Source organism: Streptomyces sp. NPDC048521 (assembly GCF_043199855.1).
Taxonomy (GTDB): domain Bacteria; phylum Actinomycetota; class Actinomycetes; order Streptomycetales; family Streptomycetaceae; genus Streptomyces.
Map to the genome: position 1 here is coordinate 1 of NZ_JBICWR010000034.1, position 25,149 is coordinate 25,149.

At 71.7% G+C, this 25,149-nt stretch carries 25 protein-coding genes; 9 read left to right on the forward strand and 16 right to left on the reverse strand.

The window, feature by feature from the left end:
- The first annotated feature begins 136 nt into the window (after nucleotides 1-136).
- Nucleotides 137-598 (forward strand): hypothetical protein, encoded by a 462-nt coding sequence (locus ACGFRF_RS40255; protein ID WP_393748881.1) that lies wholly within the window; start codon nucleotides 137-139, stop codon nucleotides 596-598.
- A gap of 42 nt (nucleotides 599-640) precedes the next feature.
- Here the strand turns inward: ACGFRF_RS40255 and ACGFRF_RS40260 are convergent, their stop codons facing one another.
- Entirely contained in the window at nucleotides 641-1,957 is a 1,317-nt protein-coding gene (locus ACGFRF_RS40260) for a DUF5685 family protein (protein WP_393748883.1), read from the reverse strand.
- A 312-nt stretch (nucleotides 1,958-2,269) separates the two neighbouring features.
- On the opposite strand from ACGFRF_RS40260, the gene ACGFRF_RS40265 reads away from it, so the two are divergent.
- On the forward strand, nucleotides 2,270-2,707 hold the full coding sequence (locus ACGFRF_RS40265; RefSeq protein WP_356939047.1) for a cell division protein SepF: 438 nt from the start codon (nucleotides 2,270-2,272) through the stop codon (nucleotides 2,705-2,707).
- 36 nt (nucleotides 2,708-2,743) lie between these two features.
- On the opposite strand, the gene ACGFRF_RS40270 is transcribed toward ACGFRF_RS40265, so the two are convergent.
- Together ACGFRF_RS40270 and ACGFRF_RS40275 are read right to left on the reverse strand one after the other, a co-directional pair.
- The gene (locus ACGFRF_RS40270; RefSeq protein ID WP_393748885.1) at nucleotides 2,744-3,934 is read right to left on the reverse strand and encodes an acyl-CoA dehydrogenase family protein; all 1,191 of its coding nucleotides are present in this window, start codon (nucleotides 3,932-3,934) and stop codon (nucleotides 2,744-2,746) included.
- A 100-nt stretch (nucleotides 3,935-4,034) separates the two neighbouring features.
- Nucleotides 4,035-5,663: an MFS transporter gene (locus ACGFRF_RS40275; RefSeq protein ID WP_393748887.1), complete on the reverse strand. Its 1,629-nt coding sequence runs from the start codon at nucleotides 5,661-5,663 to the stop codon at nucleotides 4,035-4,037.
- Nucleotides 5,664-5,923: 260 nt separating this feature from the next.
- Between ACGFRF_RS40275 and ACGFRF_RS40280 the strand changes: the two genes are divergently transcribed.
- Both ACGFRF_RS40280 and ACGFRF_RS40285 read left to right on the forward strand, forming a co-directional pair.
- Complete coding sequence (locus ACGFRF_RS40280) at nucleotides 5,924-7,264, forward strand: mannosyltransferase family protein (protein ID WP_393748889.1); 1,341 nt, start codon at nucleotides 5,924-5,926, stop codon at nucleotides 7,262-7,264.
- Between the two features lie 238 nt (nucleotides 7,265-7,502).
- On the forward strand, nucleotides 7,503-8,525 hold the full coding sequence (locus ACGFRF_RS40285; RefSeq protein WP_393748891.1) for a phosphatase PAP2 family protein: 1,023 nt from the start codon (nucleotides 7,503-7,505) through the stop codon (nucleotides 8,523-8,525).
- A gap of 111 nt (nucleotides 8,526-8,636) precedes the next feature.
- Here the strand turns inward: ACGFRF_RS40285 and ACGFRF_RS40290 are convergent, their stop codons facing one another.
- Nucleotides 8,637-8,852, reverse strand: a complete 216-nt coding sequence (locus ACGFRF_RS40290) for an I78 family peptidase inhibitor (RefSeq protein WP_393748893.1) — start codon at nucleotides 8,850-8,852, stop codon at nucleotides 8,637-8,639.
- Nucleotides 8,853-9,288: 436 nt separating this feature from the next.
- On the opposite strand from ACGFRF_RS40290, the gene ctaD reads away from it, so the two are divergent.
- Nucleotides 9,289-10,980 carry a cytochrome c oxidase subunit I gene (ctaD, locus tag ACGFRF_RS40295; RefSeq protein ID WP_393748895.1) on the forward strand — a complete coding sequence of 564 codons (1,692 nt, stop codon included), beginning with the start codon at nucleotides 9,289-9,291 and terminating at the stop codon, nucleotides 10,978-10,980.
- Here ctaD and ACGFRF_RS40300 read toward each other — a convergent pair.
- On the reverse strand, nucleotides 10,862-11,902 hold the full coding sequence (locus ACGFRF_RS40300; RefSeq protein WP_393748897.1) for a helix-turn-helix transcriptional regulator: 1,041 nt from the start codon (nucleotides 11,900-11,902) through the stop codon (nucleotides 10,862-10,864). The genes ctaD and ACGFRF_RS40300 overlap by 119 nt on opposite strands.
- 96 nt (nucleotides 11,903-11,998) lie before the next feature.
- Nucleotides 11,999-12,676, reverse strand: coding sequence for a transglycosylase family protein (locus ACGFRF_RS40305; protein ID WP_393748899.1), 678 nt, complete (start codon nucleotides 12,674-12,676; stop codon nucleotides 11,999-12,001).
- Between the two features lie 540 nt (nucleotides 12,677-13,216).
- On the opposite strand from ACGFRF_RS40305, the gene ACGFRF_RS40310 reads away from it, so the two are divergent.
- Together ACGFRF_RS40310 and ACGFRF_RS40315 are read left to right on the forward strand one after the other, a co-directional pair.
- Nucleotides 13,217-14,005 (forward strand): hypothetical protein, encoded by a 789-nt coding sequence (locus ACGFRF_RS40310; RefSeq protein ID WP_393748900.1) that lies wholly within the window; start codon nucleotides 13,217-13,219, stop codon nucleotides 14,003-14,005.
- Between the two features lie 127 nt (nucleotides 14,006-14,132).
- Nucleotides 14,133-14,549 carry a hypothetical protein gene (locus ACGFRF_RS40315; RefSeq protein WP_393748902.1) on the forward strand — a complete coding sequence of 139 codons (417 nt, stop codon included), beginning with the start codon at nucleotides 14,133-14,135 and terminating at the stop codon, nucleotides 14,547-14,549.
- 61 nt (nucleotides 14,550-14,610) lie between these two features.
- On the opposite strand, the gene der is transcribed toward ACGFRF_RS40315, so the two are convergent.
- The 5 genes from der to aroH form a co-directional block, all read right to left on the reverse strand.
- Complete coding sequence (der, locus tag ACGFRF_RS40320) at nucleotides 14,611-16,092, reverse strand: ribosome biogenesis GTPase Der (protein ID WP_393748904.1); 1,482 nt, start codon at nucleotides 16,090-16,092, stop codon at nucleotides 14,611-14,613.
- A 68-nt stretch (nucleotides 16,093-16,160) separates the two neighbouring features.
- On the reverse strand, nucleotides 16,161-16,763 hold the full coding sequence (locus ACGFRF_RS40325) for a lysophospholipid acyltransferase family protein (RefSeq protein WP_393748962.1): 603 nt from the start codon (nucleotides 16,761-16,763) through the stop codon (nucleotides 16,161-16,163).
- Between the two features lie 62 nt (nucleotides 16,764-16,825).
- On the reverse strand, nucleotides 16,826-17,521 hold the full coding sequence (cmk, locus tag ACGFRF_RS40330) for a (d)CMP kinase (protein WP_393748906.1): 696 nt from the start codon (nucleotides 17,519-17,521) through the stop codon (nucleotides 16,826-16,828).
- A 99-nt stretch (nucleotides 17,522-17,620) separates the two neighbouring features.
- Complete coding sequence (locus ACGFRF_RS40335) at nucleotides 17,621-18,706, reverse strand: prephenate dehydrogenase (RefSeq protein WP_393748908.1); 1,086 nt, start codon at nucleotides 18,704-18,706, stop codon at nucleotides 17,621-17,623.
- Nucleotides 18,703-19,065 carry a chorismate mutase gene (gene aroH / locus ACGFRF_RS40340; RefSeq protein WP_393748910.1) on the reverse strand — a complete coding sequence of 121 codons (363 nt, stop codon included), beginning with the start codon at nucleotides 19,063-19,065 and terminating at the stop codon, nucleotides 18,703-18,705. Before aroH ends, ACGFRF_RS40335 begins: the two co-directional genes overlap by 4 nt.
- Nucleotides 19,066-19,224: 159 nt before the next feature.
- Between aroH and ACGFRF_RS40345 the strand changes: the two genes are divergently transcribed.
- Nucleotides 19,225-19,686, forward strand: coding sequence for a Rieske (2Fe-2S) protein (locus ACGFRF_RS40345; RefSeq protein WP_393748912.1), 462 nt, complete (start codon nucleotides 19,225-19,227; stop codon nucleotides 19,684-19,686).
- A 22-nt stretch (nucleotides 19,687-19,708) separates the two neighbouring features.
- Nucleotides 19,709-20,461, forward strand: a complete 753-nt coding sequence (locus ACGFRF_RS40350) for a DNA polymerase beta superfamily protein (protein WP_393748914.1) — start codon at nucleotides 19,709-19,711, stop codon at nucleotides 20,459-20,461.
- On the opposite strand, the gene ACGFRF_RS40355 is transcribed toward ACGFRF_RS40350, so the two are convergent.
- Genes ACGFRF_RS40355 through ACGFRF_RS40375 form a run of 5 tightly spaced genes read right to left on the reverse strand, consistent with a single transcriptional unit; the run spans nucleotide 20,387 to nucleotide 25,133 of the window.
- A complete protein-coding gene (locus tag ACGFRF_RS40355; RefSeq protein WP_393748916.1) occupies nucleotides 20,387-21,136 on the reverse strand; it encodes a DNA polymerase beta superfamily protein in 750 nt (249 codons plus the stop codon). The two genes, ACGFRF_RS40350 and ACGFRF_RS40355, sit on opposite strands and share 75 nt — an antisense overlap.
- 4 nt (nucleotides 21,137-21,140) lie before the next feature.
- On the reverse strand, nucleotides 21,141-22,184 hold the full coding sequence (locus ACGFRF_RS40360) for an ADP-ribosylglycohydrolase family protein (protein ID WP_393748918.1): 1,044 nt from the start codon (nucleotides 22,182-22,184) through the stop codon (nucleotides 21,141-21,143).
- A 30-nt stretch (nucleotides 22,185-22,214) separates the two neighbouring features.
- Nucleotides 22,215-23,276, reverse strand: coding sequence for a pseudouridine synthase (locus ACGFRF_RS40365; protein ID WP_393748920.1), 1,062 nt, complete (start codon nucleotides 23,274-23,276; stop codon nucleotides 22,215-22,217).
- A gap of 13 nt (nucleotides 23,277-23,289) precedes the next feature.
- Nucleotides 23,290-23,940 carry an SMC-Scp complex subunit ScpB gene (gene scpB / locus ACGFRF_RS40370; RefSeq protein WP_393748922.1) on the reverse strand — a complete coding sequence of 217 codons (651 nt, stop codon included), beginning with the start codon at nucleotides 23,938-23,940 and terminating at the stop codon, nucleotides 23,290-23,292.
- Nucleotides 23,937-25,133 carry a segregation and condensation protein A gene (locus ACGFRF_RS40375; RefSeq protein ID WP_393748924.1) on the reverse strand — a complete coding sequence of 399 codons (1,197 nt, stop codon included), beginning with the start codon at nucleotides 25,131-25,133 and terminating at the stop codon, nucleotides 23,937-23,939. Before ACGFRF_RS40375 ends, scpB begins: the two co-directional genes overlap by 4 nt.
- Nucleotides 25,134-25,149 lie beyond the last annotated feature (16 nt).

The following is a 25,149-nucleotide window of genomic DNA, read 5'->3' on the forward strand; positions in this document are numbered from 1 at the left end:
CCCCCCCCCCCCCCCCCCCCCCCCCCCCCCCCCCCCCCCCCCCCCCCCGCGCCCCGCCCCCCCCCCCCCCCCCCCCCCCCCCCCCCCCGCCGCACCCTTGCGGCAGCACCTCCACCTCGAAACACCGGGTTGATTGATGATTGAGATTTCCACCTACCTCCGCAATGCCGCCGGCGAATTCACCGCGGTGGAAGAAGTCACTTCTTACGATGGAGACCCCTTCTATGTGGAGGGTGCATTGGCACTCACGGTCAACGGTGTGCAGTTGATCGACCAGAGCATGTGGGACTACGTCGACCAGCTATGGGCCTACCTCGTCAAGCTGACTATAGAGGCGAAGAAATCGGGCCGCGCCGAAGTACTGTTCCCGGATCAGCCGATCCACCTGTCCATCGAGCGGGTCGGACAGTCTGATCTCTTGATCCGCTGCGATGCCGGCGATGGAAAGCGTGTCGCCCGTATCCGGGACGGTGAATTCACTCTCGCCCTTGGGCAGGCCGCGGAGCGCTTCTTCCGCGACATGCTGGTGCTGATCCCGGAAAACAAGCGCGGATATGAGTACGAGTTGCGGAACGTGGCGTCCCTGCGGAGTCTTTGACGTCCCAGGGGCCCGGCGCCCGGCGGGCGACGCGCGAGAGGCTCAGCACCCGTCGCAAGGGCAGCAGCAGTCGCACCCGTCGCAGCCGCCCGGGCACGAGCAGTCGCAGTACTGGCAGCAGCCGTTGCGCTTCTTCCGCGACCACGGCCCCTCGTACTCCTCGGCGCAGCACATCTTGCAGGTGCAGCACAGCGTCAGGAACATCCCGCACCCCGCCCAGAACCCGCGCCGCCCCTTCGGCGGCACGGACGCGGGGCCGCTCCCGAAGCCACCGCCGCCTCCACCGAAACCACCACCCCCGCCGGCCCCTCCGGCGCCGCCCCCACCGGCATACGGATTGCCGCCACCCGCGTACGCGTCACCGGCGCCCAGATACGGATTGCCGCCGCCGTACGGCCCCTGCGGCATCCCCGGCTGCGGCCCGTACGGACCCTGTGGCATCCCCGCCTCGAGCCGGCCGTGCTCATCCGCACCCGGCCCCGGCCGATGCGCCGCGCACGCCGGCACCGTCCCGAACGACCGGTCCACCGATCGGGCCAGCTCGTGCACCAGCAGCAGGTGGACCAGCTTGCCGTCGGTGAACTCCGCCTCCCGCAGTGCCAGCCGGATGCCGTGCAGGGCGTCGTCGGCCAGCCGCCGGGCCTCCGGCAGTGACGTACCGGTGGCGGTGAGCGGGTTCCAGGCGCCTGACGCGGCGTCAGCGTGCCTGTCCTCCACGGCGTCCAGCAGGTGGGCGAGCCGTCCGAACAGCCGGCCCGCCTCGGCGAGCGGCTCCGCGTTGGCCGGCCGCCCGGCCAGCACCGCCGTGTGCGCGAAGGCGGCCGCCGTCGCGGTCTCCGTCGGCTCGGTGACCGTCAGGATCGGGGTGCCGGGTCCGGCGAGCGTCTCGATGCCGAGCTGCCGGTCGACGGCGTCGACGAGGACGTCCGTGTCGAAGCCGACCGCCGATCCGCCGCGCGCCCCGGCTCTCCCCCAGCCCGCCGCGACCCGGCGCGCCGCGGCCGCCACCGGTCTGCGCGCCAGCAGCCCGTCGCCGTCGGCGACATGGTCACGCACCTTGGCGGAGGCGAGAACCAGGGAGACGGCGGCGGCGAGTCGCGCGCCCTCGCCCTGGGCGACGGAGGCGGTGCGCATTCCGCGCAGGGCGCACGGGCCGGCCGTGCGCCGCCCGCCGCTGCGCACACCCGCCTGAGCCTCCGTCAGAACCGATATCAGAAGCCCGTCATAGTTCGTCACGATGCGCGCGAATTGCCCGTGGTCCCGGCGCAGTGCGAGACACAGCCCGCACAAGTGGGCCATCCACTGGTTCTTGAGGTTCTCCCCGAGCCGATGGGAGCAGGGCCTGACGATTCCGAACACGACGATCCCCCGTGCCGTAGGACGACGTTGAGCTGCGGCATCGTATCGGCCGACAGTCGGGTCGTATCAGGGGTGCCGTTCACCCGTACGCACGGTGCATCACCCATCCGCCGCCGACAATCATATTTCACTCACAGTCAGCAGCCGTATGAGTCGCGACCCTTGGGGCACAAGGACTCTCGACGGATCCGCTGTGCACCAGTACCGTCACAAACCCCCCGCGCGGCGTCTATCCACTTGGCGCGCCGTCCGCATCATGGATGACCATAGGGATGCGGAAAGCAAGAAAGACCGCTGTGAGAGGAGGCGTCCATGGGATCGGTACGCAAGGCGAGTGCGTGGCTCGGCCTCGTCGACGACAACGATGACGAGCGCTACTACGACGACGACTACTCCGAGGGCACCGAGTCCGGGGACGCCTGGGTCACGGACCCCCGGGTGAAGGTGGCCACGGACACGGCCGAGGAGAAGGGCCGCCGGATCGGCACGGTCACCCCGGACAGCTTCCGGGACGCCCGCGCCATCGGCGAGCTGTTCCGGGACGGGGTCCCGGTCATCATGAACCTCACGGCGATGGAGCCCGCCGACGCCAAGCGCGTCGTGGACTTCGCGGCGGGGCTCACCTTCGGCCTGCGGGGCACCATCGAGCGGGTCGCCAACCGGGTCTTCCTGCTGACGCCCGCCAACACGGAGATCATCAGCGGCGAGCCTGCCTCGCGTCGCGAGGACGGATTCTTCAACCAGAGCTGAGGCAGGGCCGTTCCCCGGCCCTGCCCCCTCGGGTGCTCACCGGAAGGCGTCGAGCCCGGTGAGCGCCTTGCCCAGCACGAGCTGGTGCATCTCGACGGTGCCCTCATAGGTGAGCACCGACTCGAGGTTGGTCGCGTGCCGCATCACGGGGTACTCGAGCGAGATCCCGTTGGCACCGAGGATCGTCCGCGCCGTACGGCAGATCTCGATGGCCTCGCGGACGTTGTTGAGCTTGCCGAAGCTGACCTGCTCGGGACGCAGGCGGCCGGCGTCCATCCGGCGCCCCAGATGGTGGGCGAGCAGGATTCCCTTGTGCAGTTCGACCGCCATGTCGGCGAGCTTGGCCTGGGTGAGCTGGAAGCCGCCGATGGGTCGCCCGAACTGCTCCCGCGTCTTCGCGTACTCCACGGCCGCCTCGAAGCTGCTGCGCGCGGCGCCCATGGCGCCCCAGACGATGCCGTAGCGGGCGTGGGACAGGCAGCTGAGCGGTCCGCGCAGGCCGGTGACCTCGGGAAGGACCGCCGTCGCGGGCAGCCGCACGTCGTCCAGGACCAGTTCGCTGGTGACGGAGGCGCGCAGGGACCACTTGTGCTTGATCTCCGGCGCCGAGAAGCCGGGGCTGTCGGTGGGGACGACGAAGCCGCGGATGCCCTCCTCCGTCTGCGCCCAGACGACGGCCACCCCGGCGACCGATCCGTTGGTGATCCACATCTTGCGGCCGCTCAGCACCCAGTCGTCGCCGTCGCGCTTGGCGTAGGTGCGCAGGGAGGCCGGGTCGGAGCCGTGGTCGGGCTCGGTCAGGCCGAAGCAGCCGATCACCTCGCCGGCGGCCATGCGCGGCAGCCACTCCTGTTTCTGCTCCTCGCTGCCGAACCGGTGGATCGCGTACATGGCGAGGGAGCCCTGCACGGAGACCAGCGACCGGATGCCCGAGTCGGCCGCCTCCAGCTCCAGGCAGGCCAGTCCGTACTGCACGGCCGTCGCACCGGCGCAGCCGTACCCGGTGAGGGACATGCCGAGGGCGCCGATGCCGCCGAGCTCCCGCGCGAGTTCCCGGATCTGCGGCAGTTCGCCCTTCTCGTACCAGTCGGCCACGTACGGCAGCACACGGTCGGCCGCCCAGCTGCGGACGGTGTCCCGGATCGCCAGGTCCTCCGGGTCCAGCAGGTCGTCGATCCCGAGCGGGTCGGCGGCATCGAACGGGGGCAGCTTCGCGGACGCGGACATGGAACACCCTCCGGGACACGGGAACGCAGCAAAACTAGCAGCGCTAGTTACGACTCTCCAGCCGACGTTACGGTGCAGTGTCCCGCACGTCCAGAGGAGGTCAGGCGGAGACCCGCGGCTTCTCGGCCGCCGTCTCCGACTCCCGCGGCGCCGGCAGCTCCACCTCGGCACCGGCCGGCTCCTCGTCGCCGCACTGCATGATCCACGGCAGCCGCAGCGCCATCACCGCGCCCAGCAGCAACAGACCCGCGCTCGCCAGCAGCGTCATGTGCAGCCCGTGCACGAAGGAGTCCCGCGCCGCCCGGCGCAGCGCGTCCCCGGCGGATCCGCCGAGGCGTCCGGCGACCTCGTAGGCCTCGCCGAGCGAGTGCCCCGCCGCGTCCGACGCGCGCCGCGGAACGCCCGGCACCGACCGCAGCCCCGGCGCGTAGGCCGCGTTCATCACACTGCCGAGCAGCGCGATGCCGATCCCGGCGCCTAGCTGGTACGAGGTCTCGCCGATCGCCGCCGCGCCGCCGGCCTGGTCCGCCGGGGCCTCGCTGAGCATCGACTCGTAGGCGCCGAAGAGCGTGGTCTCCAGGCCGAAGCCCAGCAGCACGAAGCCGGCCAGCAGCAGCGGCGCGTTGTCGGAGCCGCCCATCGCCGTCAGGGTCAGCACGGCGGCCGCCGTCAGGCAGAAACCGAAGCACACCATGCGGCGCGGTCCGAAGCGGCGCAGCATCCGCGCGCCCGCCAGGCCCGCCGCCATCGCGGCGATGGTCAGGGGCAGCAGCCTGAGGCCGGTCTGCAGGGGCGAGAGGCCGAGCACCAGTTGCAGGTACTGGGCGGCGATCAGCTCCAGGCCGACCAGGGCGAGCATCGCCAGCACGATGCAGCCCACGGCGGTGCTGAACGCGGGCCGGCGGAACATCCGCAGGTCCACCAGCGGGTGGGAGAGCCGGCGCTGGCGCCGCGCGAAGAAGAAGAGGAGGCCCGCACCGGCCAGCAGCGGCAGCACCGTGAAGGGACTCGCCGCCCCCTCGCCGCCGCCCAGCCGCTTCACCCCGAGCACGACACCGAAGAGTCCGGCCGCCGCCATCAGCGCGCCGGTCACGTCCCAGGGGCCGGCGCGATCGCCCCGGGACTCGGGCAGCAGGATCCGGCCCACCGGCAGACTGACCAGCATCAGCGGGATGTTGACGAGGAAGACCGCGCCCCACCAGAAGTGCTCCAGCAGGAAGCCTCCCAGCAGCGGGCCGACGGCCGCGCCGACGGCGGCGACCGCGCTCCAGATGCCGATGGCGAGCGCGCGTTCGCGGCGGTCGGGGAAGACCTGGCGGAGGATCGACAGGGTCGCGGGCATGATCATGGCGCCGCCGACGCCGAGCAGCGCGCGGGCGAGGATCAGCGTCTGGGCGCTGGGCGCGAAGGCGGCCACGGCGGAGGCGACGCCGAAGAGGGCGTAGCCGAGCAGCAGCACACGTCTGCGGCCGACGCGGTCGCCCAGGGTGCCGAAGAGGATGAGCAGCGAGGCGCAGACCAGCGGGTAGACGTCGACGATCCAGAGCAGTTCCATGGCGCCGGGCCTGAGGTCCTCGGTGACGGCGGGGACCGCCACGTGCAGCACGGTCGCGTCGAGGGCGACGAGCAGCAGGCTCACGCAGAGGACGACGAGGACGACCCAGCGGTTGGCACCGGCCCCGGCCGCCCGACGGCGCGGCCGTACGGCAGCCGTGGTCGTCCCGGACATGTACGTACCTCCCAGATCATCCCTCGCGTGGGGCGGAGCGACGGGGTGGGGACTCCCTGTCGTACGGCCGGAGAGGAGCGGTGTCTCCGGCCCGCGCAAACCCACGCGGGTGGCTCGTCAGCGTACGCGAGTTCGTCGCGGGGACACGTGGCGGACCTCTCACACGCGTGACGGAACCCGTGTGGCGTACGCCACGTCGCCCTGTCTTGACCACGACCCGGCGAGCTGTCCGGTTCCCCGTCCGGTCGATAATCGAGCCCGTGACCGATCTTGAAACGCGCGTGGCCCCCTCCCCCGCCCCCCTCCTGCGCCGGGCGGCGCCGGCCCTCCTGGGCTACGCGGCGGTCCGCGCTCTGGGACTGCTGGCGCTGGTGGCGTGGAGCGCCGCGCGCGGCAAGAGCGCGTACACCCTGCTCACCGCGCGCTGGGACTCGCTGTGGTACACGCGGGTCGCCGAGCTGGGGTACGGCTACGAGGTGCGGCTGCCGAACGGCGACATCCACTCGAACCTGGCGTTCTTCCCGCTGCTGCCGTGGCTGGAGCGGCTGCTGCACGCGGTCGTACCGCTGTCGTACGCGGACGCCGGTTTCGTGGTGAGCCTGCTCGCCTCGGCGGCCGCGGCGGCCGGCGTCTTGGCGGTCGCCGATCGGGTGTACGGCCCCCGGGTGGGCTGGTGCGCGGTGCTGCTGTGGGCGGTGCTGCCGGTCGGGATCGTGCAGTCGATGGCGTACAGCGAGTCGCTGTTCACGGCGCTGGCGGCCTGGTCGCTGTACGCGGTGCTGACCGGGCGGTGGGTGAGCGCGGGTCTGCTGGCGGCGCTCGCGGGACTGACCCGGCCGGTGGGGGCGGCGGTGGTCGCGGCGGTGTGGGTGGCCTGCGTGGTCTCGTTCGTGCGAGAGCGAAGCGCGCGGCGTGCGCACGGCGCGTCCAACGACGAACGCGCCCCGGCGCAGGGGCACCGCGCACGCGCGGGGAGCGAGCGCGCGGCGAAGGGCACGCACCACAAGACGCACGCCCCCGCGGTAACACAGGCCCCGTCGGCCGCTTTCGGCACAGGGGCCTCTTCCCTCACCCATGGCGCACAGTCAACTCCCCACGCCCCGGTCTGGCGTCGCGCGCTCGGGATGGCGCTCGCTCCGCTCGGTGCCGCCGGTTATGTCCTCTGGGTCGGCCATCGCACCGGCAAGGGCCCGCTCGGATACCTGGACGTCCAGGCCGGCTGGCGCAACGGGTTCGACGGCGGCTACGCCTTCGCCCGCTTCGTGGCCGACAAGTTCACGTCATTCCCGTCCGCCCTCGCCGGGGTCGGCCTGATCATCGGGGTCGCCCTGCTGATCTGGCTGTACGTCACCGGTGTCCGCGGGCGTCAGCCGGTCGAACTGCTGGTGTACACGGGTGTCGTGCTCGCGCTCGCCCTGTGCGCGTCGAGCTACTTCGGCTCCAAGCCGCGGCTGCTGATGCCCGCGTTCCCGGTACTGCTGCCCCTCGCCTGCGCCCTGGCCCGGCTGCGCACGTCCCGATCGGTGCTGGTCACGGCGGGGTTGGCGGTCGCGTCGGCGGTCTACGGGGCGTTCTGGCTGAACGGCTCCGGTCCTCCATGATCGACTTCGTCGGCCCGATGACGCTCCGGCCAATTCCACGTCAGGATCGGGTTAACGCATTCATAAGCGCCATATAAACAACGCCCGGCATGATCAAAGGAATTGAAGAGAAGGGCCTCACAGGATTGCGGAATGCCGGGAATTCGCACCGCCCTTGAGACGTTTCCCACATCACATCGTCATCACAAAGCCCCTGTTTCGACCGGGACCACCACTCACTCGCTGTAACGTCGATTGGGTGCGTACCGAACGAAACCTCACCCGGCGTCTGGACCGGGTGTTCGCCAGGCTGGACCGTGAGCCGGAACGACCGGCCCACATCGACGTGCCGAGGATGAGCCGGCACCGGGTCGTTCTGTTCTCGGCGACCCTGGCTTTCTACCTGGCGATCGTGTGGGCCGTGGTGACCACCTCCTGGCTGGTCCGGCTGGACTGGCAGGTCATGTTCTTCCGGCCGTACCAGCAGTGGCCGGAGATCCACGCGTTCCTCGACTACTACGTGGTGCTGGGCCAGCGCGGCCCCACCGCCGTGATGGTCGCGGCCTGGCTCGGCTGGCGCTCCTGGCGGCAGCACACGCTCCGCCCGCTGCTGACCCTGGCCGCCTCACTGCTGCTGCTGAACATGACGGTCGGCGCCGCCAAGATCGGCATGGGGCGGCTCGGTCCGCACTACGCCACCGTGATCGGCTCGAACGAGATGGGCCTCGGCGGCGATATATTCCCCAGCGGCCACACCGCCAACGCCGTGGTGACCTGGGGCATCCTGGCGTATCTGGCCTCCACCCCGAGAGCGCGCCGCTGGCTGTCGGCGCTGTCGGCGGTCACCTCGCTCGGCGTCGGCCTCACCACCGTCTACCTCGGTACGCACTGGCTGAGCGACGTGCTGCTGGGCTGGGCCGCCGGCCTGCTCATCCTGCTGGCCCTGCCGTGGTTCGAGCCGCTGATCGCCACGGCGGAAGGATGGCTCTTCGACCTGCGCGACAGCTGGCGCGCCCGCCGCAGCCGGCCCGTCGCCGAACCGGTCGTCCCCGTCACGCCGGTGGTGCTCAAGCCGCGCGGGGTGCCCGCCGAGCCGACCCCGGTACGCGAACCGGTCTCCTCGACACGCGCCTCCCGGGGTCCGATGCACCTGGCCCCCGGACCCCACACGGCCCGCTCCGAACGCACCCCGGTCACCCCCGTGGGCAGCCGCCGCCCACCGCACGCCGACCGCCTCCCCCGCGGCACGTCCCAGCCGGCCCGCCCCCTGACCGGCGGCTGACGGCGCGAGAGGCAGCGGGTCCGGTACGCACAGCCAACCCGCGCCACGACGAAGGCCCCGCTCCCGAGAGGGAGACGGGGCCTTCGTCGTGCACGCGTCCGAGCGCCGGGGTCAGCCCTTCCAGGCACGGGCCACCCGGCCGTCGCGCACCTCGAAGTTGAGCCGCCCGACCCGGTACTCCATGGTGATGATCGCGCCCGGCGGCAGTGACCGTACCGCCGACCACCCCCGCTGCCGAGCGAGCCGCTCGGCGTGCGCGGCGTCGAGGCCGACGTACCCGTCCGGACTGTCCTGGGGCTCCGCTGGCGGAGTGGGAATCGGTGCCATGCCGCCACGCTAGGCCGCATCGGGCGGCGACGGAAGCCGGGCACGGCCGGGTAAGAGACGCATCCGCCTCCGGTCACACTTCTGTCACAGCTTCCCCTCCCGTGTTTCCTTCGAACTCCGTCACACGTTCGGGGGTTTCCGTACGGCTTACCGGGGTAATCGAACAGAATTCACGCGTGTCGCGGTGCCACTTCGAATTACCCGGCGGAAAGTGCCGCAGTGGGGATCGGGGCGGGCCCGGGGCGCGATTCCCGGCAATCCCCTGCGGTGTCCGGTCAGCTGACGCCGCATAGGAAATTCACGGATTCGGCACACGACCGCCGTACGCCGTCTGTCGGAGCCCACGGCCCCGCGAGCATCGAGACGCCGGCTCGCGGGTACGCGTGCCGCGGGCTGCGGCGGGCCCGGGCGCGACGAGCGAAGGGGCGAGCGAGCGATGGGGACCGAGACCGTAGGGGCGGCGGCACGACCGGTGCGGGGCAGTCGCGGCGGCCGGCTGGTCGTCGACTGGCTCACCACCACCGACCACAAGAAGATCGGTCATCTGTACCTGATCACGGCGTTCGGCTTCTTCCTGGCCGGCGGGATCATGGCGCTGCTGATGCGCGCCGAGCTGGCCCGGCCCGGACTGCAGCTCATGGACAACAACCAGTACAACCAGCTGTTCACGCTGCACGGCACGATCATGCTGCTGCTGTTCGCGACGCCGAGCTTCGCGGGTTTCGCCAACGAGCTGATGCCGTTGCAGATCGGCGCCCCGGACGTGGCCTTCCCACGGCTGAACATGCTCTCGTACTGGCTGTTCGCGTTCGGCGGGCTGATCGTGCTGGGCTCGCTCCTGGTGCCGGACGGGCCGGCCGCCTTCGGCTGGTTCGCCTACGCGCCGCTCAACGACCTCAGACACTCCCCCAGCATCGGCCCGGACCTGTGGATCACGGGCCTGGCGCTGGCCGGCTTCGGGACGATCCTCGGCGCGGTCAACTTCATCGCCACCATCATCGGGATGCGCGCGCCGGGCATGACGATGTTCCGGATGCCGATCTTCACCTGGAACACGCTGTTCACGTCGATCCTGATCCTGATGGCGTTCCCGGTGCTGGCGGCGACGCTGCTGGTGCTGGAGTCGGACCGGCGCTTCGGCTCGCAGGTGTTCCAGGCGGCGAACGGCGGGGCGCTGCTGTGGCAGCACCTGTTCTGGTTCTTCGGGCACCCCGAGGTCTACATCATCGCGCTGCCGTTCTTCGGGATCATCACGGAGATCATCCCGGTGTTCAGCCGCAAGCCGATCTTCGGCTACCTGACGCTGATCGGCGCGACCATGGCGATCACCGGTCTGTCGATCGTGGTCTGGGCGCACCACATGTTCGCGACGGGCGCGGTGCTGCTGCCGTTCTTCTCCTTCATGTCGTTCCTGATCGCGGTGCCGACGGGCGTGAAGTTCTTCAACTGGACCGGCACCATGATCAAGGGCTCGCTGTCCTTCGAGACGCCGATGCTGTGGGCGCTGGGCTTCCTCGTGACGTTCCTGTTCGGCGGCCTGACGGGGGTGATCCTGGCGTCGCCGCCGATGGACTTCCACGTCACGGACTCGTACTTCGTGGTCGCGCACTTCCACTACGTCGTCTTCGGCACGGTCGTCTTCGCGGTCTTCGCCGGCTTCTTCTTCTGGTGGCCGAAGTTCACCGGGAAGATGCTGGACGAGCGGCTCGGGAAGATCCAGTTCTGGACGTTGTTCGTGGGCTTCCACACCACGTTCCTGGTCCAGCACTGGCTGGGTGCCGAGGGCATGCCCCGCCGGTACGCCGACTACCTGGCGGCCGACGGGTTCACCGCGCTCAACACGGTCTCGACGATCGGCTCCTTCCTGCTCGGCCTGTCGACGCTGCCGTTCCTCTACAACGTCTGGAAGACCGCCCACCACGGCGAGAAGGTCGAGGCCGACGACCCCTGGGGCTACGGCCGCTCCCTGGAGTGGGCGACCTCCTGCCCGCCGCCCCGGCACAACTTCGTCACCCTGCCCCGGATCCGCTCGGAGTCCCCGGCGTTCGACCTGCACCACCCGGAGTACGCGGGCCAGGCTCCCCAGCCCGAGCCAGAGCGGCATCAAGCCGGTCCCGAATCCTCCTGACCGCCTCGGTCAGCTCGGCGGGCTCCAGCACCTCGAAGGGGAGGCCCAGCAGCATGATGTGCACGACCATCACGTCCAGGTTCGCGGCCCCGCTGCGCAGGATGCACGCGTCCTCCCCGTCGGCCTGAAGCGTTCCGGCGGACGGCGAGACGCGATCGGCGGCCTCGTGCAGCGGAACCAGCAGCCGGACGGCGGAGTGCGTGGCGTACGCGCGCGTGGAGACGCCCTTCGACACATAGGCGGCGAGGTCCTCGGCGGGCGGCTCGCGCGGGGTGAAGCGCGGGCCGTGCGGGGGCCTGGGGGTGATGCGGTCGACGCGGAAGGTCCGCCAGTCCGCCCGGTCGACGTCCCAGGCGACCAGGTACCAGCGCCGCTCGGTGCACACCAGCCGGTACGGCTCGACGGTGCGGCGGCTCGCGGCGCCCTCGTGGCTGCGGTACTCGAACCGCAGCCGCTCGGTGTCCCGGCACAGGTGGGCGAGTTCGGTGAGCAGGGCCGGGTCGACCGGGGACACCGGCGGGCCGTCGCGCAGCATCGGCACGGTGAAGGCGTTGAGGGCGCTCACCCGGCGGCGCAGCCGGTTCGGAAGCACCTGCTCCAGCTTGGCGAGGGCGCGTACGGAGGTCTCGCCGATGCCCTCGATGCCGTGCCCGGCGGCGGTGCGCAGGCCCACGGCCACCGCGACGGCCTCGTCGTCGTCCAGCAGCAGCGGCGGGAGTTCGGCGCCCGCGCCCAGCTGGTAGCCGCCGCCGGTGCCGGGGCTGGCGTTGACCGGGTAGCCCAGATCGCGCAGCCGGTCCACGTCCCGGCGGACGGTGCGCGCCGTGACGCCGAGCCGTTCGGCGAGTTCGGCGCCGGACCACTCGCGGTGGGCCTGGAGCAGCGAGAGCAGGCGCAGCAGTCGCGCCGAGGTCTCCAACATGGGGCCGAGTCTGCCAGCGGATGCGGACAGCCGCTGTCCTGGTCGGAACAGCGGCTGCCTCGTGCCGGACGATCGGCGCCCGGAGTGCGACCGACGTCAGAGCGCCAGGCGCTGTCCGGGCACGATCAGGTCGGGGTCACCGCCGATGACGGCCTTGTTGGCGGCGTAGATCCGCTGCCAGGTGGTCCCGTGCCGGGCCGCGATGGTGCTCAGCGTGTCGCCCTCGCGGACGGTGTAGTCACCGCGGGACGCGCTGCGGCCCGTGTGCGCCGGGGAGCGTTCCGGCGTCTTCGTCGGGGCGGACTTCGTCGGGGCGGACTTCGTCGTCACGCCCTTCGAGGCGGCGCTGCCGGAGGAACCCGGGGAAGCCGCCGCGGGTGCCGCACCGAAGGCTCCGGCGCGGCCCGAACAGACCGGCCAGGCGCCCCAGCCCTGGGCCTGCTGGACCTTGGTGGCGACGGCGATCTGCGCGCTCCTGGAGGCCCGGTCGGCCGTCGGGGCGTAGGCGGTGCCGCCGTACGCGCGCCAGGTGCCGGCGGAGAACTGGAGCCCGCCGTAGTAGCCGTTGCCGGTGTTGATGTGCCAGTTGCCGCCGCTCTCGCACTGGGCGATGCGGTCCCACACTCCGTTGTCCGCCGCGGCGGCGTTGCCGGTCGCGGCCAGCACTCCCAGCGGGGCCAGCAGAGCGGCTCCGGCGAGCGCGGCGGCTGTACGACCCTTGCGGGCGCTGTCGGGACGGGCGGTGGTGCGGGTGGTATCGGCACACTCGGACATGTGATTCCCTCTCCACGAACCCGGGCTCCCCCAGGCGGAGCGCGCCTCGCCGCGGATCACCGCGGCTCCTCGCGCCCGCCCCGTCCGCCGCGGCCGGTGTCGGCGACGGTGCTCTGCCTGTGCCGGCCGGCGGACGTACCCGAGCGGTGCTCGTTGCACACGGCGGAGGAATGTAGGGAGGACGAGCGGCCGGAATCAACCAACTGCTCGTCGGTCCAGGCCAGTTGCCTGTTACCGCGAGTATCGGCGATTTTCGGCCACCTATTTCATCCGTCGATTTCGGCATTTGTCGACCAACCGCCCCAGCGGCCTGTGACCCACTTCACCCATTCAAGTCCCTTGACCACGCGATGAGTTGACGGTGAGTGGCAGGTTCCGCACCGAAGGTGACGCTGTGCGGTGGATGGTTCGAACCGGTTCGGCTCGGGGCGTGACTCCCACCACAGGACGTCCGTTGTCTTCTTCATGAGCCCGGAACCCCGGGGCTCATCGGCCGGGAGCCACCCGGCCGACCCAGCACCGCATCCCGAGGGAGCCACCGTGCCGCGCATGCTCGACGTCAGCGACGCCGTACGCGCCGAGATCGGCGACGAAGAAGCCGACCGGCTGCTCGCCGGAGAGAACGCCCCGGGCAGTTACGACTGCACGTCCTGCCGCACCCCGGGCGACTCCGAGCAGGAGCGCACCAGCACCGTTCTGTTCATCGGCGACGAGACCGCCGTCCTCGCCTTCGCCCACGCCGGCTGCCTGCCCTCGCAGGTCGTCCAGGTCACCGAGGAGCAGCTGCAGGGCGCCGTCCGCTCCATCGGCGGCACCGGCGGCGACTTCGCCGGCGCCGCCACACAGGCCGTGCCCGAGCAGGCGGTGCTCGGCGTGACGAGCGGACTCGTCCTGATCGAGGGCGAGTTGCACCCCGCGCTCGTCGTCGAGCCGACCTCGCCGATCGTGCGCCCGGGCACCATCGGGGCCGGCGACGACTTCCTCCCGCTGCTCATCGAGCAGGGCTACATGCCGGTGACCGAGCTGGCCTCGGTGCCGCCGGTGCTGCACGGCTGGTCGGTGCTGCTCGCCGTGGGCCAGCTGCACGCGGTGCTCCAGCCCGGCCTCAACGGGGGGCAGCCGGTCGCCTGGTGGCAGGCGCACCAGCCGCTGCAGGTGACGGACAGCTGGCGGGCGGCGGCCAACAAGCACCAGCAGGTGCTGATGTTCGCGGCGCCGGTGGGGTCGATCGGGCGGCAGCCGCGGGAGGATCTGCTGCGGGAGGCACTCGACAGGGCTGCGGCGAACGGCAAGTTGGTGGCCGCGGCGCTTCCTCTCGCGGGTACGTGAGTTCGCCCACCGGGCGGGGACTGCGCGTGGGCCGGCGGCTGGGGTTCGCCCGTGGTTTCTCGCGCGGTTGCCCGCGCCCCTGATGCCGTGACCGCATCTCTTCGAGGTTCCGGTCGTTTGGACATACGTGCACGCATACGACACTCCCCCTCCTCGCCGGTCCTCCTTCGCCTCCGTACCGTCCGCCCGGACAGGGCAGGAGGGGGCCGGCGGGCCATCGGCCACGCCGATCTACGACACGCTCTACGCGGAGTGGGTCAAGACCTTCCGTACGCTGCCGGGTGACCGCAGCGGTGAGGAGAATCTGCGGTTCAGCGCCTTCGGAGATCTCTCGGACGGTGTCGGGTCGTACGGCGGGCACCGGGCGGGGTCGTTCAGCAGCTCGTACAGCGCCTACAGCGCCGGCGCGTACAGCGCGCGGCAGCAGTCGCAGTCCCACGGGCAGTGGCAGCGGGTCGGCACGCTCGGGCGGCACCAGGACACCGGGATGCACCACGTCCCGGCGGCCCTGCCGCTGCCGCCGGGACCACGCCGGGGCGTGTGACGGACGAACGGTGAAGGGCGGCCCCTGGGGAACCTGGGCCGCCCTTCACGTCGTACGGCTGTTACTTCTTCTTGGCGCCGCGCTTCTCGCGCACCCGCACCGAGATGTGGATCGGGGTGCCCTCGAAGCCGAACTCCTCGCGCAGCCGGCGCTCGATGAAGCGCCGGTAGCCCGCCTCGATGAAGCCGGAGGCGAAGAGCACGAACCGCGGGGGCTTGGTGCCGGCCTGGGTGCCGAAGAGGATGCGCGGCTGCTTGCCGCCCCGGACCGGGTGGGGGTGGGCCGAGACCAGCTCGCCGAGGAAGGCGTTGAGGCGGCCGGTGGGGACGCGGGTCTCCCAGCCGGCGAGGGCGGTCTCGATCGCCGGGACCAGCTTCTCCATGTGGCGGCCGGTGCGGGCCGAGACGTTGACCCGGGGGGCCCAGGCGACCTGGCCCAGCTCGGTCTCGATCTCCCGCTCCAGGTAGTAGCGGCGCTCCTCGTCGAGGGTGTCCCACTTGTTGTAGGCGATGACCAGCGCGCGGCCCGCCTCGACAGCCATGGTGACGATCCGCTGGTCCTGCACGGAGATGTTCTCGGAGGCGTCGATCAGGACGACCGCGACCTCGGCCTTCTCCACGGCGGCGGCCGTGCGCAGGGAGGCGTAGTAGTCGGCGCCCTGCTGGAGGTGGACGCGCTTGCGGATGCCGGCGGTGTCGACGAACTTCCAGGTCTTGCCGCCGAGTTCGATCATCTCGTCGACCGGGTCGCGGGTGGTGCCCGCCAGCTCGTTGACGACGACGCGCTCCTCGCCGGCCACCTTGTTCAGCAGGGAGGACTTGCCGACGTTCGGGCGGCCGATGAGCGCGATACGGCGGGGGCCGCCGACGGCGGTGCCGAAGGACTGCTCGGGGGCGGTCGGCAGGACATCGAGGACGGCGTCGAGCATGTCGCCGGTGCCGCGGCCGTGCAGCGCCGAGACCGGGTGGGGCTCGCCGAGGCCGAGGTTCCACAGGTAGGCCGCGTCCGCCTCGCCGCTCGGGCCGTCGACCTTGTTGGCGCACAGCACGACCGGCTTGCCGGCCTTGCGCAGCAGCCGTACGACCGCCTCGTCGGTGTCGGTCGCGCCGACCTTGGCGTCCACGACGAAGACGACCGCGTCCGCGGCGTCGATCGCGTACTCGGCCTGGGCGGCCACGGAGGCGTCGATGCCGAGGACGTCCTGCTCCCAGCCGCCGGTGTCGACGACCTTGAAGCGGCGGCCGGCCCACTCGGCCTCGTAGGTGACGCGGTCGCGGGTGACGCCCGGCCGGTCCTCCACGACGGCCTCGCGGCGGCCGATGATCCGGTTGACGAGGGTCGACTTGCCGACATTGGGGCGGCCGACGACGGCGAGCACGGGCAGCGGACCGTGGCCCGCCGCCTCGATGGCGCCCTCGACGTCCTCGATGTCGAAGCCCTCTTCCGCGGCGAGCTCCATGAACTCCGCGTACTCGGCGTCGCCGAGAGCCCCGTGCTCGTACTCGTGCTCGGCCGAGCCGTCGGGCTGGATGTCGTCGTTCATGAAGTCCGTACCTCGTCGTTCATTCGTGGTGGTCGGTGGATCGGTCCGGTTTTCTCCCGGCTGATCCACTACTCAAGTGTCGCCCGGCGCCCGGTCAGGCGCCTGGCGTTTTCCAGGTGGCTGGTGAGCTGCTTCTGGATGCGCTCGGTCGCCTCGTCCAGCGCCTTGCGCGTGCGCCGCCCGCTGCCGTCGCCCGCGTCGAAGGGGTCGCCGAAGACGACGTCGACGCGCGAGCGCAGCGGAGGCAGTGCCTTTATCAACCGACCGGGCCGCTCGGAGCTTCCCAGGACGGCGATGGGCACGATCGGCGCCCCGCTGCGGACCGCGAAGTAGGCGAGCCCGGCGCGCAGGGAGGCGAAGTCGCCCTCGCCCCGGGTGCCCTCCGGGAAGATGCCCAGCACTCCCCCGGCCTCGAGCACGCCGAGGGCCTGGGTGATGGCGGCCCGGTCGGCGGAGGCGCGGTCCACCTTCAGCTGGCCGATGCCGGTCAGGAAGGGGTCCAGCGGGCCGACGAACGCCTCCTTCTTGATCAGGAAGTGCGTCGGCCGGGGCGCCACTCCCATGACCATCGGGCCGTCGATGTTGTGGGAGTGGTTCACCGCGAAGATCACCGGTCCGGTCGCGGGCACCTTCCAGGCGCCGAGCACGCGCGGCCGCCACAGCCCGTACATCAGGCCGACGCCGATGCGCCGCCCGACCTCGGCACCCCGCTCCGAGGGGAGGGACGGCTGGGTCACTTTCCGGCCCGCTTCTCCTCGACCAGGGTGACGACGCACTCGATGACCTGGGCGAGGGTGAGCTCGGTGGTGTCCACCTCGACCGCGTCGTCGGCCTTGGCGAGCGGCGAGGTCTTGCGGCTGGAGTCGGCCGCGTCCCGCTTGATCAGCGCCTCGCGGGTGGCGTGGATGTCGGCACCCTTCAGCTCGCCGCTGCGGCGGGCCGCGCGGGCCTCCGGGGAGGCGGTGAGGAAGATCTTCAGGTCGGCGTCCGGCAGGACGGTCGTACCGATGTCCCGGCCCTCGACCACGATGCCGTGCTCCGCACCGGTGGCCAGCGAGCGCTGCAGCTCGGTGATCCGGGCGCGCACCTCGGGCACCGCGCTGACCGCGCTGACCTTGGAGGTGACCTCCTGGGTGCGGATCGGGCCGGCCACGTCCACGCCGTCGACCGTGATGGTCGGGGCGGCCGGGTCGGTGCCGGAGACGATCTCCGGCTTGCCGGCCACGGCGGCGATGGCTGTCGGGTCCTCGAGGTCGATGCCGTTGTTCACCATCCACCAGGTGATCGCCCGGTACTGCGCACCGGTGTCCAGGTAGCTCAGGCCGAGCTGCGCGGCCACGGCCTTCGACGTGCTCGACTTGCCCGTGCCGGAGGGACCGTCGATGGCGACGATCACGGGCTTGGCGGTCGGGGCGGCGCCGTTTTCCACGGGAGGGCACCTTCCTGGTGAAGGGTGGTGGGCGGGGTGCGGGACGCGAGGGCGCCCCGCACAAGGTTACTGGCTCGCGGGAGGCGCCCTCACCGGGCATTACTGCCGCAGGGCCCAGCCCCGCTCGCGCAACGCCTCCTTCAGCACCGCCGCCGCCTTCGGCTCGACCGAGAGCTGCACCAGGCCGGCCTGCTGACCGGTCGCGTGCTCGATGCGCACGTCCTCGATGTTGACCCCGGCCCGTCCCGCGTCCGCGAAGATGCGGGCCAGCTGGCCGGGCTGGTCGTCGATGAGCACGACGACGGTCTCGTACCTGCGCGGCGCGCTGCCGTGCTTGCCGGGCACCCGCACCTGGCCCGCGTTCCCGCGGCGCAGCACGTCCTCGATGCCGGCGCCGCCCTCACGCCGCTTGGCCTCGTCGGAGGACTGCAGGGCACGCAGGGCCCGCACGGTCTCGTCCAGGTCGGCGGCGACGTCGGAGAGCAGGTCGGCGACCGGGCCCGGGTTCGCGGACAGGATGTCGATCCACATGCCCGGGTCGGAGGCGGCGATCCGGGTCACGTCCCGGATGCCCTGTCCGCACAGCCGTACGGCGGCCTCCTCGGCGTGCTCCAGGCGCGCGGCGACCATGTTGGACACCAGGTGGGGCATGTGGGAGACCAGGGCGACGGCGCGGTCGTGGGCGTCGGCGTCCATGACGACCGGGACGGCCCGGCAGTGCGAGACCAGTTCCAGGGCGAGGTTCAGCACCTCGGTGTCGGTGTCCCGGGTCGGGGTGAGCACCCAGGGGCGGCCCTCGAACAGGTTGCCGGTGGCGGCCAGCGGGCCGGACTTCTCGCGGCCGGACATGGGGTGCGTGCCGATGTACGCCGTGAGGTCCAGGCCGAGCGCCTCCAGTTCGCGGCGCGGGCCGCCCTTGACGCTGGCGACGTCCAGGTAGCCGCGGGCCGCACCCCGGCGCATGGCGTCGGCCAGGACGCCGGCCACGTGCGCGGGCGGGGCGGCCACGATCGCCAGGTCGACGGGTCCGTCGGGTGCCTCGTCGGTGCCGGCGCCCAGCGCGGCGGCCGTACGGGCCTGCTCGGGGTCGTGGTCGGCGAGGTGGACGGTGACCCCGCGCTGGGCGAGGGCGAGGGCGGCGGAGGTGCCGATCAGGCCGGTTCCGACGACGAGTGCGGTTCTCACTGGGCGATGTCCTTGCGCAGGGCGGCCGCGGCGCCGAGGTAGACGTGGGCGATGTCGGCGCGGGGCCGGTCCGACTCGATGTGCGCCAGGACCCGCACCACCCGCGGCATGGCGCCCTCGATGTCGAGTTCCTGGGCGCAGATCAGGGGGACGTCGACGATGCCCAGCTTGCGGGCGGCGGCGGCCGGGAAGTCGCTGTGCAGGTCGGGGGTGGCCGTGAACCAGATGCTGATCAGGTCGTCGGCGGTCAGGCCGTTCCGTTCCAGGATGGCGGTGAGCAGCGCCCCGACCTGCTCGTCCATGTGTCCGGCCTCGTCCCGCTCAAGTTGGACGGCCCCCCGGACCGCTCGTACCGCCACGGCGCTGCTCCTCGCTGACAGGTGTGTCTGTGCTGGCCCGTCCAGCGTAGTCAGCCCGCGCGGGTGGGGCGTGTGGCGCCCGATCACTGAGACGATGCGGACGTTCCGGTATGGACCGGTTCGTTCCCTTGTCCTTCAACGTCTGTACGGAGTGGTGACATGACCCAGCCCGCGACGCGGCGCACGGTTCTGGCGACGGGCGCGGCGGCGCTCGCCGCGCCCTGTGTGGGATGCGGCAGCGACGACAAGAGTTCCTCGACGTCCCCATCCTCGGCGCCCGAATCCTCGGCGCCCGAAACCTCGGTGTCCCCCTCACCGGCGTCCGGATCCGGCGGGAAGGAGCTGGCGAAGACGAGTGACATCCCGGAGGGCGGCGGCAAGGTCTTCAAGGACCGCAAGATCGTGGTCACCCAGCCGAAGAAGGGGGACTTCAAGGCGTTCTCGGCGGTCTGCACGCACCAGGGCTGCACGGTGAACCAGGTGGCGGACGGCACCATCGACTGCCCCTGCCACGGCAGCAGATTCCACATCGCCGACGGCTCGGTGGCGCACGGCCCGGCGGCCAGGCCGCTGCCCGCCGAGACGATCGAGGTGCAGGGAAATTCGATCCGCCTGGCGTGAGGCGCCCGCGTACGCTCCGGGCATGCAGCCCGAGAACCCCGAGCACCTGGTACGCCACCACACGATCTACGCCTGTGTCATGGGTTCCCGGGCCTTCGGCCTGGCGACGGAGACGAGCGACACCGACCGGCGGGGCGTGTTCCTCGCCCCCACTCCCCTCTACTGGCGGTTCGAGAAGCCGCCGACCCATGTGGAGGGGCCTGGCGAGGAGCAGTTCTCCTGGGAGCTGGAGCGGTTCTGCGAGCTGGCGCTGCGCGGCAACCCGAACATCCTGGAGTGCCTGCACTCCCCGCTGGTGGAGCACCTGGACGACACCGGCCGCGAGCTGCTGTCCCTGCGCGACGCCTTCCTCTCCCGCCAGGTCCACGACACCTTCACCCGCTACGCCCTCGGCCAGCGCAAGAAGCTCGACGCGGACGTCCGCACGACGGGCGCGCCTCGCTGGAAGCACGCGATGCACCTGCTGCGGCTCCTGATCAGCGCCCGCGACCTGCTGCGCACCGGGGAGCTGCGCATCGACGTGGGTGACCAGCGCGAGCCCCTGCTGGCGGTGAAGCGCGGCGAGGTGCCGTGGGCGCAGGCCGAGGCGTGGCTGGTCCGGCTGGCGGCCGAGACCGAGGAGGCCCTGCGGGGCACCCCGCTGCCGCCGGAGCCGGACCGCGCGCGCGTGGCGGACTTCCTCTTCCGGGTGCGCCGCTCCTCAGCCCTGCAGGCGCAGCCGTACGACCAGGTCGTGCAGGGCGTCGTACGCGGTGGGCGCGTCTGGGAGGGCTGAGGCGGCCTGCGCCTCGTCGAGCAGCGCGTGCAGCCGCTCCACGTCGGCCTCCACGCGCGCGTGGTCGACAGCGGCCGCCCCGTGCTCCCGCTCGGCCTTGGCGGCTATCAGCTCGGGCAGGTAGCCGGGGGCGTCGACGTGCTCCAGGAGCGTGGGCAGATGGGCCTGGACCTCGCCGCTGCGCATGAGGTGGATGCCGGTGAGCAGCACCCGGAACGTGTAGAGCAGCGGCTTGAGTTCGCCGGTCTTGTCGAACAGCCGCTGCTGGGTGACCGCGAAGCCGCGGTAGTGGTGGGCGTGGTGGCTGGTGAGGACGCCCGGCACGAGCGAGGCCAGTTCCCGGTGCGCCTCGGTGCTGTGCACGACCAGGGGGGAGAGCAGCTGTTCCAGGACGTAGCCGTTGCGGCGGAGCATCAGCCGTACGAACTTGCGCAGGTCGTGGGTGACGAGGTCCAGCTCGACACCGAAGCGCACCCAGGTCCGCGACCGGGTCTCCTCCGGCTCGCGCAGCCCGAGCAGTTCGGCCGCCGGCAGCAGATGGACGCCGCGCAGGTCCACGTCCGAGTCCTGCGAGGGGAAGCCGTACAGGTGGGCTCCGGAGACGGTCGCGAACAACAGGGGGTCGGGCTGTTCCGCGACCACGGGTGCGAGGTCGATGTCGAGGTCTTCGATCATGGGCCTAAGCGTCCCAGAGCGTGCCCAGCGCCAACAGGTCGCCCCGGTACTCGATCCGCTCGGTCCAGTCGGCGGGCCAGGCGTCCGCGCCCAGCCAGGCGCCTGCGAAGGCGCCGGTGAGGCAGGCGATGGAGTCGGAGTCGCCGGCGGTGCAGGCGGCCCGGCGCAGGGCGGTGACCGGCTCGTCCGGGAAGAGCAGGAAGCACAGCAGCCCGGTGGCGAAGGCCTCCTCGGCGATCCAGCCCTCGCCGGTGGCCAGGCACGGGTCGGCCTCCGGGGAGGCGGTCCGTACGGCCTCCTGGAGGCGGTCGAGGATTCTCAGGCACTCGTCCCAGCCGCGCGCGATGAAGTGCTCGGGGCCGGGGTCCTGGGAGCGGGTCCACAGATCGCCGAGCCAGGTGTGGTCGTAGTGGGTGCGGTGCTCCAGCGCGTACGAGCGCAACCGGCCGACCAGGCCCGTCGGGTCGGCGCCCTGCGCGAGCAGGTGGACGGCGTGGGCGGTGAGGTCGGAGGCGGCCAGCGCGGTGGGGTGGCCGTGGGTGAGCGCGGACTGCAACTGGGCGGCGCCGGCGCGCTGTTCGTCGCTCAGTCCCGGGGCGAGCCCGATCGGCGCCACCCGCATGTTGGCGCCGCAGCCCTTGGAGCCGAGTTGGCTGGCGTCCTGCCAGGCGCGGCCCTCTTCCTTGAGCAGACCGCAGGCCGTCAAACAGGTGTTGCCCGGGGCCCTGTTGTTCTCCGGCGACCGGTACCAGTCCACGAACTCCTCGCGCAGCGGCCGGGCCAGCCGCAGCGGCGCGAGGTACCCGCGCTCCATGGCCGTCCGCAGCGCCCGCCCGAGGGCGAGGGTCATCTGCGTGTCGTCGGAGACGAGGGCCCGCTGGGGCAGCTCCAACTCCCGCCAGGACCCGAACCGGGCGAGGATCGACGGCACGGTCATGAACTCGGTCGGGTAGCCGAGGGCGTCCCCGAGGGCGAGGCCGAGAAGTGCTCCGGTCGCGGCACGTGTGGGCACGTGATCACCATCCCCTTTTATCGTCACTCTGACCATAAAAGGGGATGGTGATCACGGCAAGGCGTTTTAGAGATCGACTTCCTTCATCAACATGCCGACCTCGGTGTTCGACAGGCGCCGCAGCCAGCCGGACTTCTGGTCGCCGAGCGTGATCGGCCCGAACGCGGTGCGCACCAGCTTGTCGACCGGGAAGCCGGCCTCGGCGAGCATGCGCCGCACGATGTGCTTGCGGCCCTCGTGCAGGGTCACCTCGACCAGGTAGTTCTTGCCGGTCTGCTCCACGACCCGGAAGTGGTCCGCGCGCGCGTAGCCGTCCTCCAGCTGGATGCCGTCCTTCAGGCGCTTGCCGAGGTCGCGCGGGATCGGGCCGACGATGTGCGCGAGGTAGGTCTTCTTCACGCCGTACTTCGGGTGCGTGAGGCGGTGCGCCAGCTCGCCGTGGTTGGTGAGCAGGATGACGCCCTCGGTCTCGGTGTCCAGCCGGCCGACGTGGAAGAGGCGCGTCTCCCGGTTGGTGACGTAGTCCCCGAGGCACTGGCGGCCCTCCGGGTCCTCCATGGTGGAGACGACACCGGCGGGCTTGTTCAGCGAGAAGAACTGGTACGACTGGGTCGCGACCGTCAGGCCGTCGACCTTGACCTCGTCCTTCTCCGGGTCCACACGGCGGCCCTGCTCGAGCACGATCTCGCCGTTCACCTCGACCCGGGCCTGCTCGATCAGCTCCTCGCAGGCGCGCCGGGAGCCGTAGCCCGCGCGCGCGAGAACCTTCTGCAGGCGCTCGCCCTCCTGCTCGGCGCCCGGGAAGGTCTTGGGCAGCTTGACGTCCTTCTTGCCCGCGTACCGCTCCCGGTTGCGCTCCTCGACCCGCGTCTCGTACTCGCGGGAGCGCGCGGGCGCCGTACGGCCGCCCTCCTGGGGCTTCCTCGGGCCGCCCTTGGCGCCGCCCCGCGCGGCACCGCCACGACCGGCCTTTGGGCCGTCCTTGGTGGCCCCGGGCCCCACGTCGTAGCGGCGCTCCTCGGGGCGGGGCTTGCGGGGACGACCCTGCCCCTGCTTCTGGTCCCTGTCGTTGCCGGCACCGCGGTAGTTACCGCGCCCGCCGCTCTTGCCGCTGCCGCTGCTTCGCATCAAGGTTTCCGTCTTAGTCGTCTGCGTCCTGACCGCCGGGCGCGTCGGGCGCGTCCGGGTCGAACGACGGGACTCCCTCCTGGGTCTCGGCCTCGATCGCCTCCGCCTCCGGGAGGAAGGGCGCCAGCTCCGGAAGTTCGTCCAGGCCGCGCAGGCCCATCCGCTCCAGGAAGTAGTTCGTCGTCCTGTACAGGATCGCACCTGTTTCGGGTTCCGCGCCCGCCTCCTCGACCAGACCGCGTTGCAGCAGGGTGCGCATGACGCCGTCGCAGTTGACTCCGCGCACGGCGGAGACGCGGCTGCGGCTGACCGGCTGGCGGTAGGCGACGACCGCGAGGGTCTCCAGCGCGGCCTGGGTGAGGCGGGCGGTCTGGCCGTCCAGGACGAGCCGCTCGACGGCGGGCGCGTACGCGCCGCGGGTGTAGAAGCGCCAGCCGCCGGCGACGAAGCGCAGCTCGAAACCGCGGCCCTGCACGGTGTACTCGTCGGCCAGCTCGCGCAGCGCGTCCGCGATCTGCCGCTTCGGCCGTTCGAGGATCCTGGCCAGGTGCTCCTCGGTCGCGGGCTCGTCCACGACCATGAGCATCGCCTCCAGGGCGGGCTTCAGCTCCAGGTCGGCGACGCCGCCCGGCCCCGCCGGGAGTTCAGCGGTCTCCTCGCTCATGCCTTCTTCTCCTCCTCGGGCGCCTCGCGCGGCCGGTCGAACTCGTCGGTGACCATCGGCGCCGCGTCCGCGTCCCCGCCCGTCCAGCGCACGGTCAGCTCCCCGAGCGCGGTCTCCTGCTCCAGGGCGACGGCCTTCTCCCGGTACAGCTCCAGCAGGGCGAGGAACCGCGCCACGACCGTCAGGGTGTCGTCGGTGTCCGCCACGAGAGCCCGGAAGCTCGCCTCGCCCAGCTCCTTCAGCCGCGCCACCACGATCCCCGCCTGCTCCTGGACGCTGACCAGCGGGGCGTGGATGTGGTCGACGTAGACCTGCGGCTTGGGCTTGGGCTGCATCGCCTTGACCGCGAGCTTGGCGAAGCCCTCGGGGCCGATGCTGATGACGACCTCCGGCAGCAGCTCGGCGTGCTCGGGTTCCAGGCCGACGGTGCGGGGGTGGCGGTGGGCCTCCTCGTCGAGGCGCTCGTTGAAGATGTCCGCGATCTGTTTGTAGGCGCGGTACTGGAGCAGCCGCGCGAACAGCAGGTCCCGAGCCTCCAGCAGCGCCAGGTCGGCCTCGTCCTCGATTTGGGCGGCCGGCAGCAGCCGGGCCGCCTTCAGGTCGAGCAGGGTGGCGGCCACGACCAGGAACTCGGTCGTCTGGTCCAGGTCCCAGTCCGGCCCCATGGCCCGGATGTGCGCCATGAACTCGTCGGTGACCTTCGACAGGGCGACCTCGGTGACGTCCAGCTTGTGCTTGGAGATCAGCTGGAGAAGCAGATCGAAGGGCCCCTCGAAGTTGGCGAGGCGCACCGTGAAAACGCCGTCACGAGGCTCTACGACTTCGGCGCCTGCGGGCTCTGCGGGGACGGCGGGGGCCGGGCCTTCGGGTTCACCGGCCGCGGGCTCTGCGGGGACGGCGGGGGCCCGATCCCGGGATTCGGCGGCTTCCGGATCCACGGGTACGGAGACTCCGCAGTCCTCGGAAACGGCGGCTGACCGCTCTACGGGTCCGGCGGCTGCGGGGCCTTGGGGTACGACGACTTCGGGCGTCTCTTCCGGACGGCCGCCGTTGTGACCGCCGGGCTCGGCCGGGGACTCGGCCTCGGTCACGGGCGGGCTGTCCACCGGAGCCGGCGCAGAGCGAACCGCAGCCCCCGGGCCCCGCCCGAGGACCCGGCGGCGCCCGGCGGAGCCGGATTCGTTCGAGGTCATGGCCCCCGCAGGCTAC

Coding starts and splice junctions, on each gene's coding strand:
- ACGFRF_RS40255 (WP_393748881.1), top strand. CDS start 137: ATGATTGAGATTTCCACCTACCTCCGCAATGCCGCCGGCGAATTCACC.
- ACGFRF_RS40345 (WP_393748912.1), top strand. CDS start 19,225: ATGACCCAGCCCGCGACGCGGCGCACGGTTCTGGCGACGGGCGCGGCG.
- ACGFRF_RS40290 (WP_393748893.1), bottom strand. CDS start 8,852: ATGGCACCGATTCCCACTCCGCCAGCGGAGCCCCAGGACAGTCCGGAC.
- ACGFRF_RS40325 (WP_393748962.1), bottom strand. CDS start 16,763: ATGTACGGGCTGTGGCGGCCGCGCGTGCTCGGCGCCTGGAAGGTGCCC.
- ACGFRF_RS40375 (WP_393748924.1), bottom strand. CDS start 25,133: ATGACCTCGAACGAATCCGGCTCCGCCGGGCGCCGCCGGGTCCTCGGG.
- scpB (WP_393748922.1), bottom strand. CDS start 23,940: ATGAGCGAGGAGACCGCTGAACTCCCGGCGGGGCCGGGCGGCGTCGCC.
- ACGFRF_RS40270 (WP_393748885.1), bottom strand. CDS start 3,934: ATGTCCGCGTCCGCGAAGCTGCCCCCGTTCGATGCCGCCGACCCGCTC.
- ACGFRF_RS40265 (WP_356939047.1), top strand. CDS start 2,270: ATGGGATCGGTACGCAAGGCGAGTGCGTGGCTCGGCCTCGTCGACGAC.
- ACGFRF_RS40300 (WP_393748897.1), bottom strand. CDS start 11,902: ATGTTGGAGACCTCGGCGCGACTGCTGCGCCTGCTCTCGCTGCTCCAG.
- ACGFRF_RS40305 (WP_393748899.1), bottom strand. CDS start 12,676: ATGTCCGAGTGTGCCGATACCACCCGCACCACCGCCCGTCCCGACAGC.
- ACGFRF_RS40350 (WP_393748914.1), top strand. CDS start 19,709: ATGCAGCCCGAGAACCCCGAGCACCTGGTACGCCACCACACGATCTAC.
- ACGFRF_RS40275 (WP_393748887.1), bottom strand. CDS start 5,663: ATGTCCGGGACGACCACGGCTGCCGTACGGCCGCGCCGTCGGGCGGCC.
- ACGFRF_RS40365 (WP_393748920.1), bottom strand. CDS start 23,276: ATGCGAAGCAGCGGCAGCGGCAAGAGCGGCGGGCGCGGTAACTACCGC.
- ACGFRF_RS40360 (WP_393748918.1), bottom strand. CDS start 22,184: ATGGTCAGAGTGACGATAAAAGGGGATGGTGATCACGTGCCCACACGT.
- ACGFRF_RS40355 (WP_393748916.1), bottom strand. CDS start 21,136: ATGATCGAAGACCTCGACATCGACCTCGCACCCGTGGTCGCGGAACAG.
- ctaD (WP_393748895.1), top strand. CDS start 9,289: ATGGGGACCGAGACCGTAGGGGCGGCGGCACGACCGGTGCGGGGCAGT.
- der (WP_393748904.1), bottom strand. CDS start 16,092: ATGAACGACGACATCCAGCCCGACGGCTCGGCCGAGCACGAGTACGAG.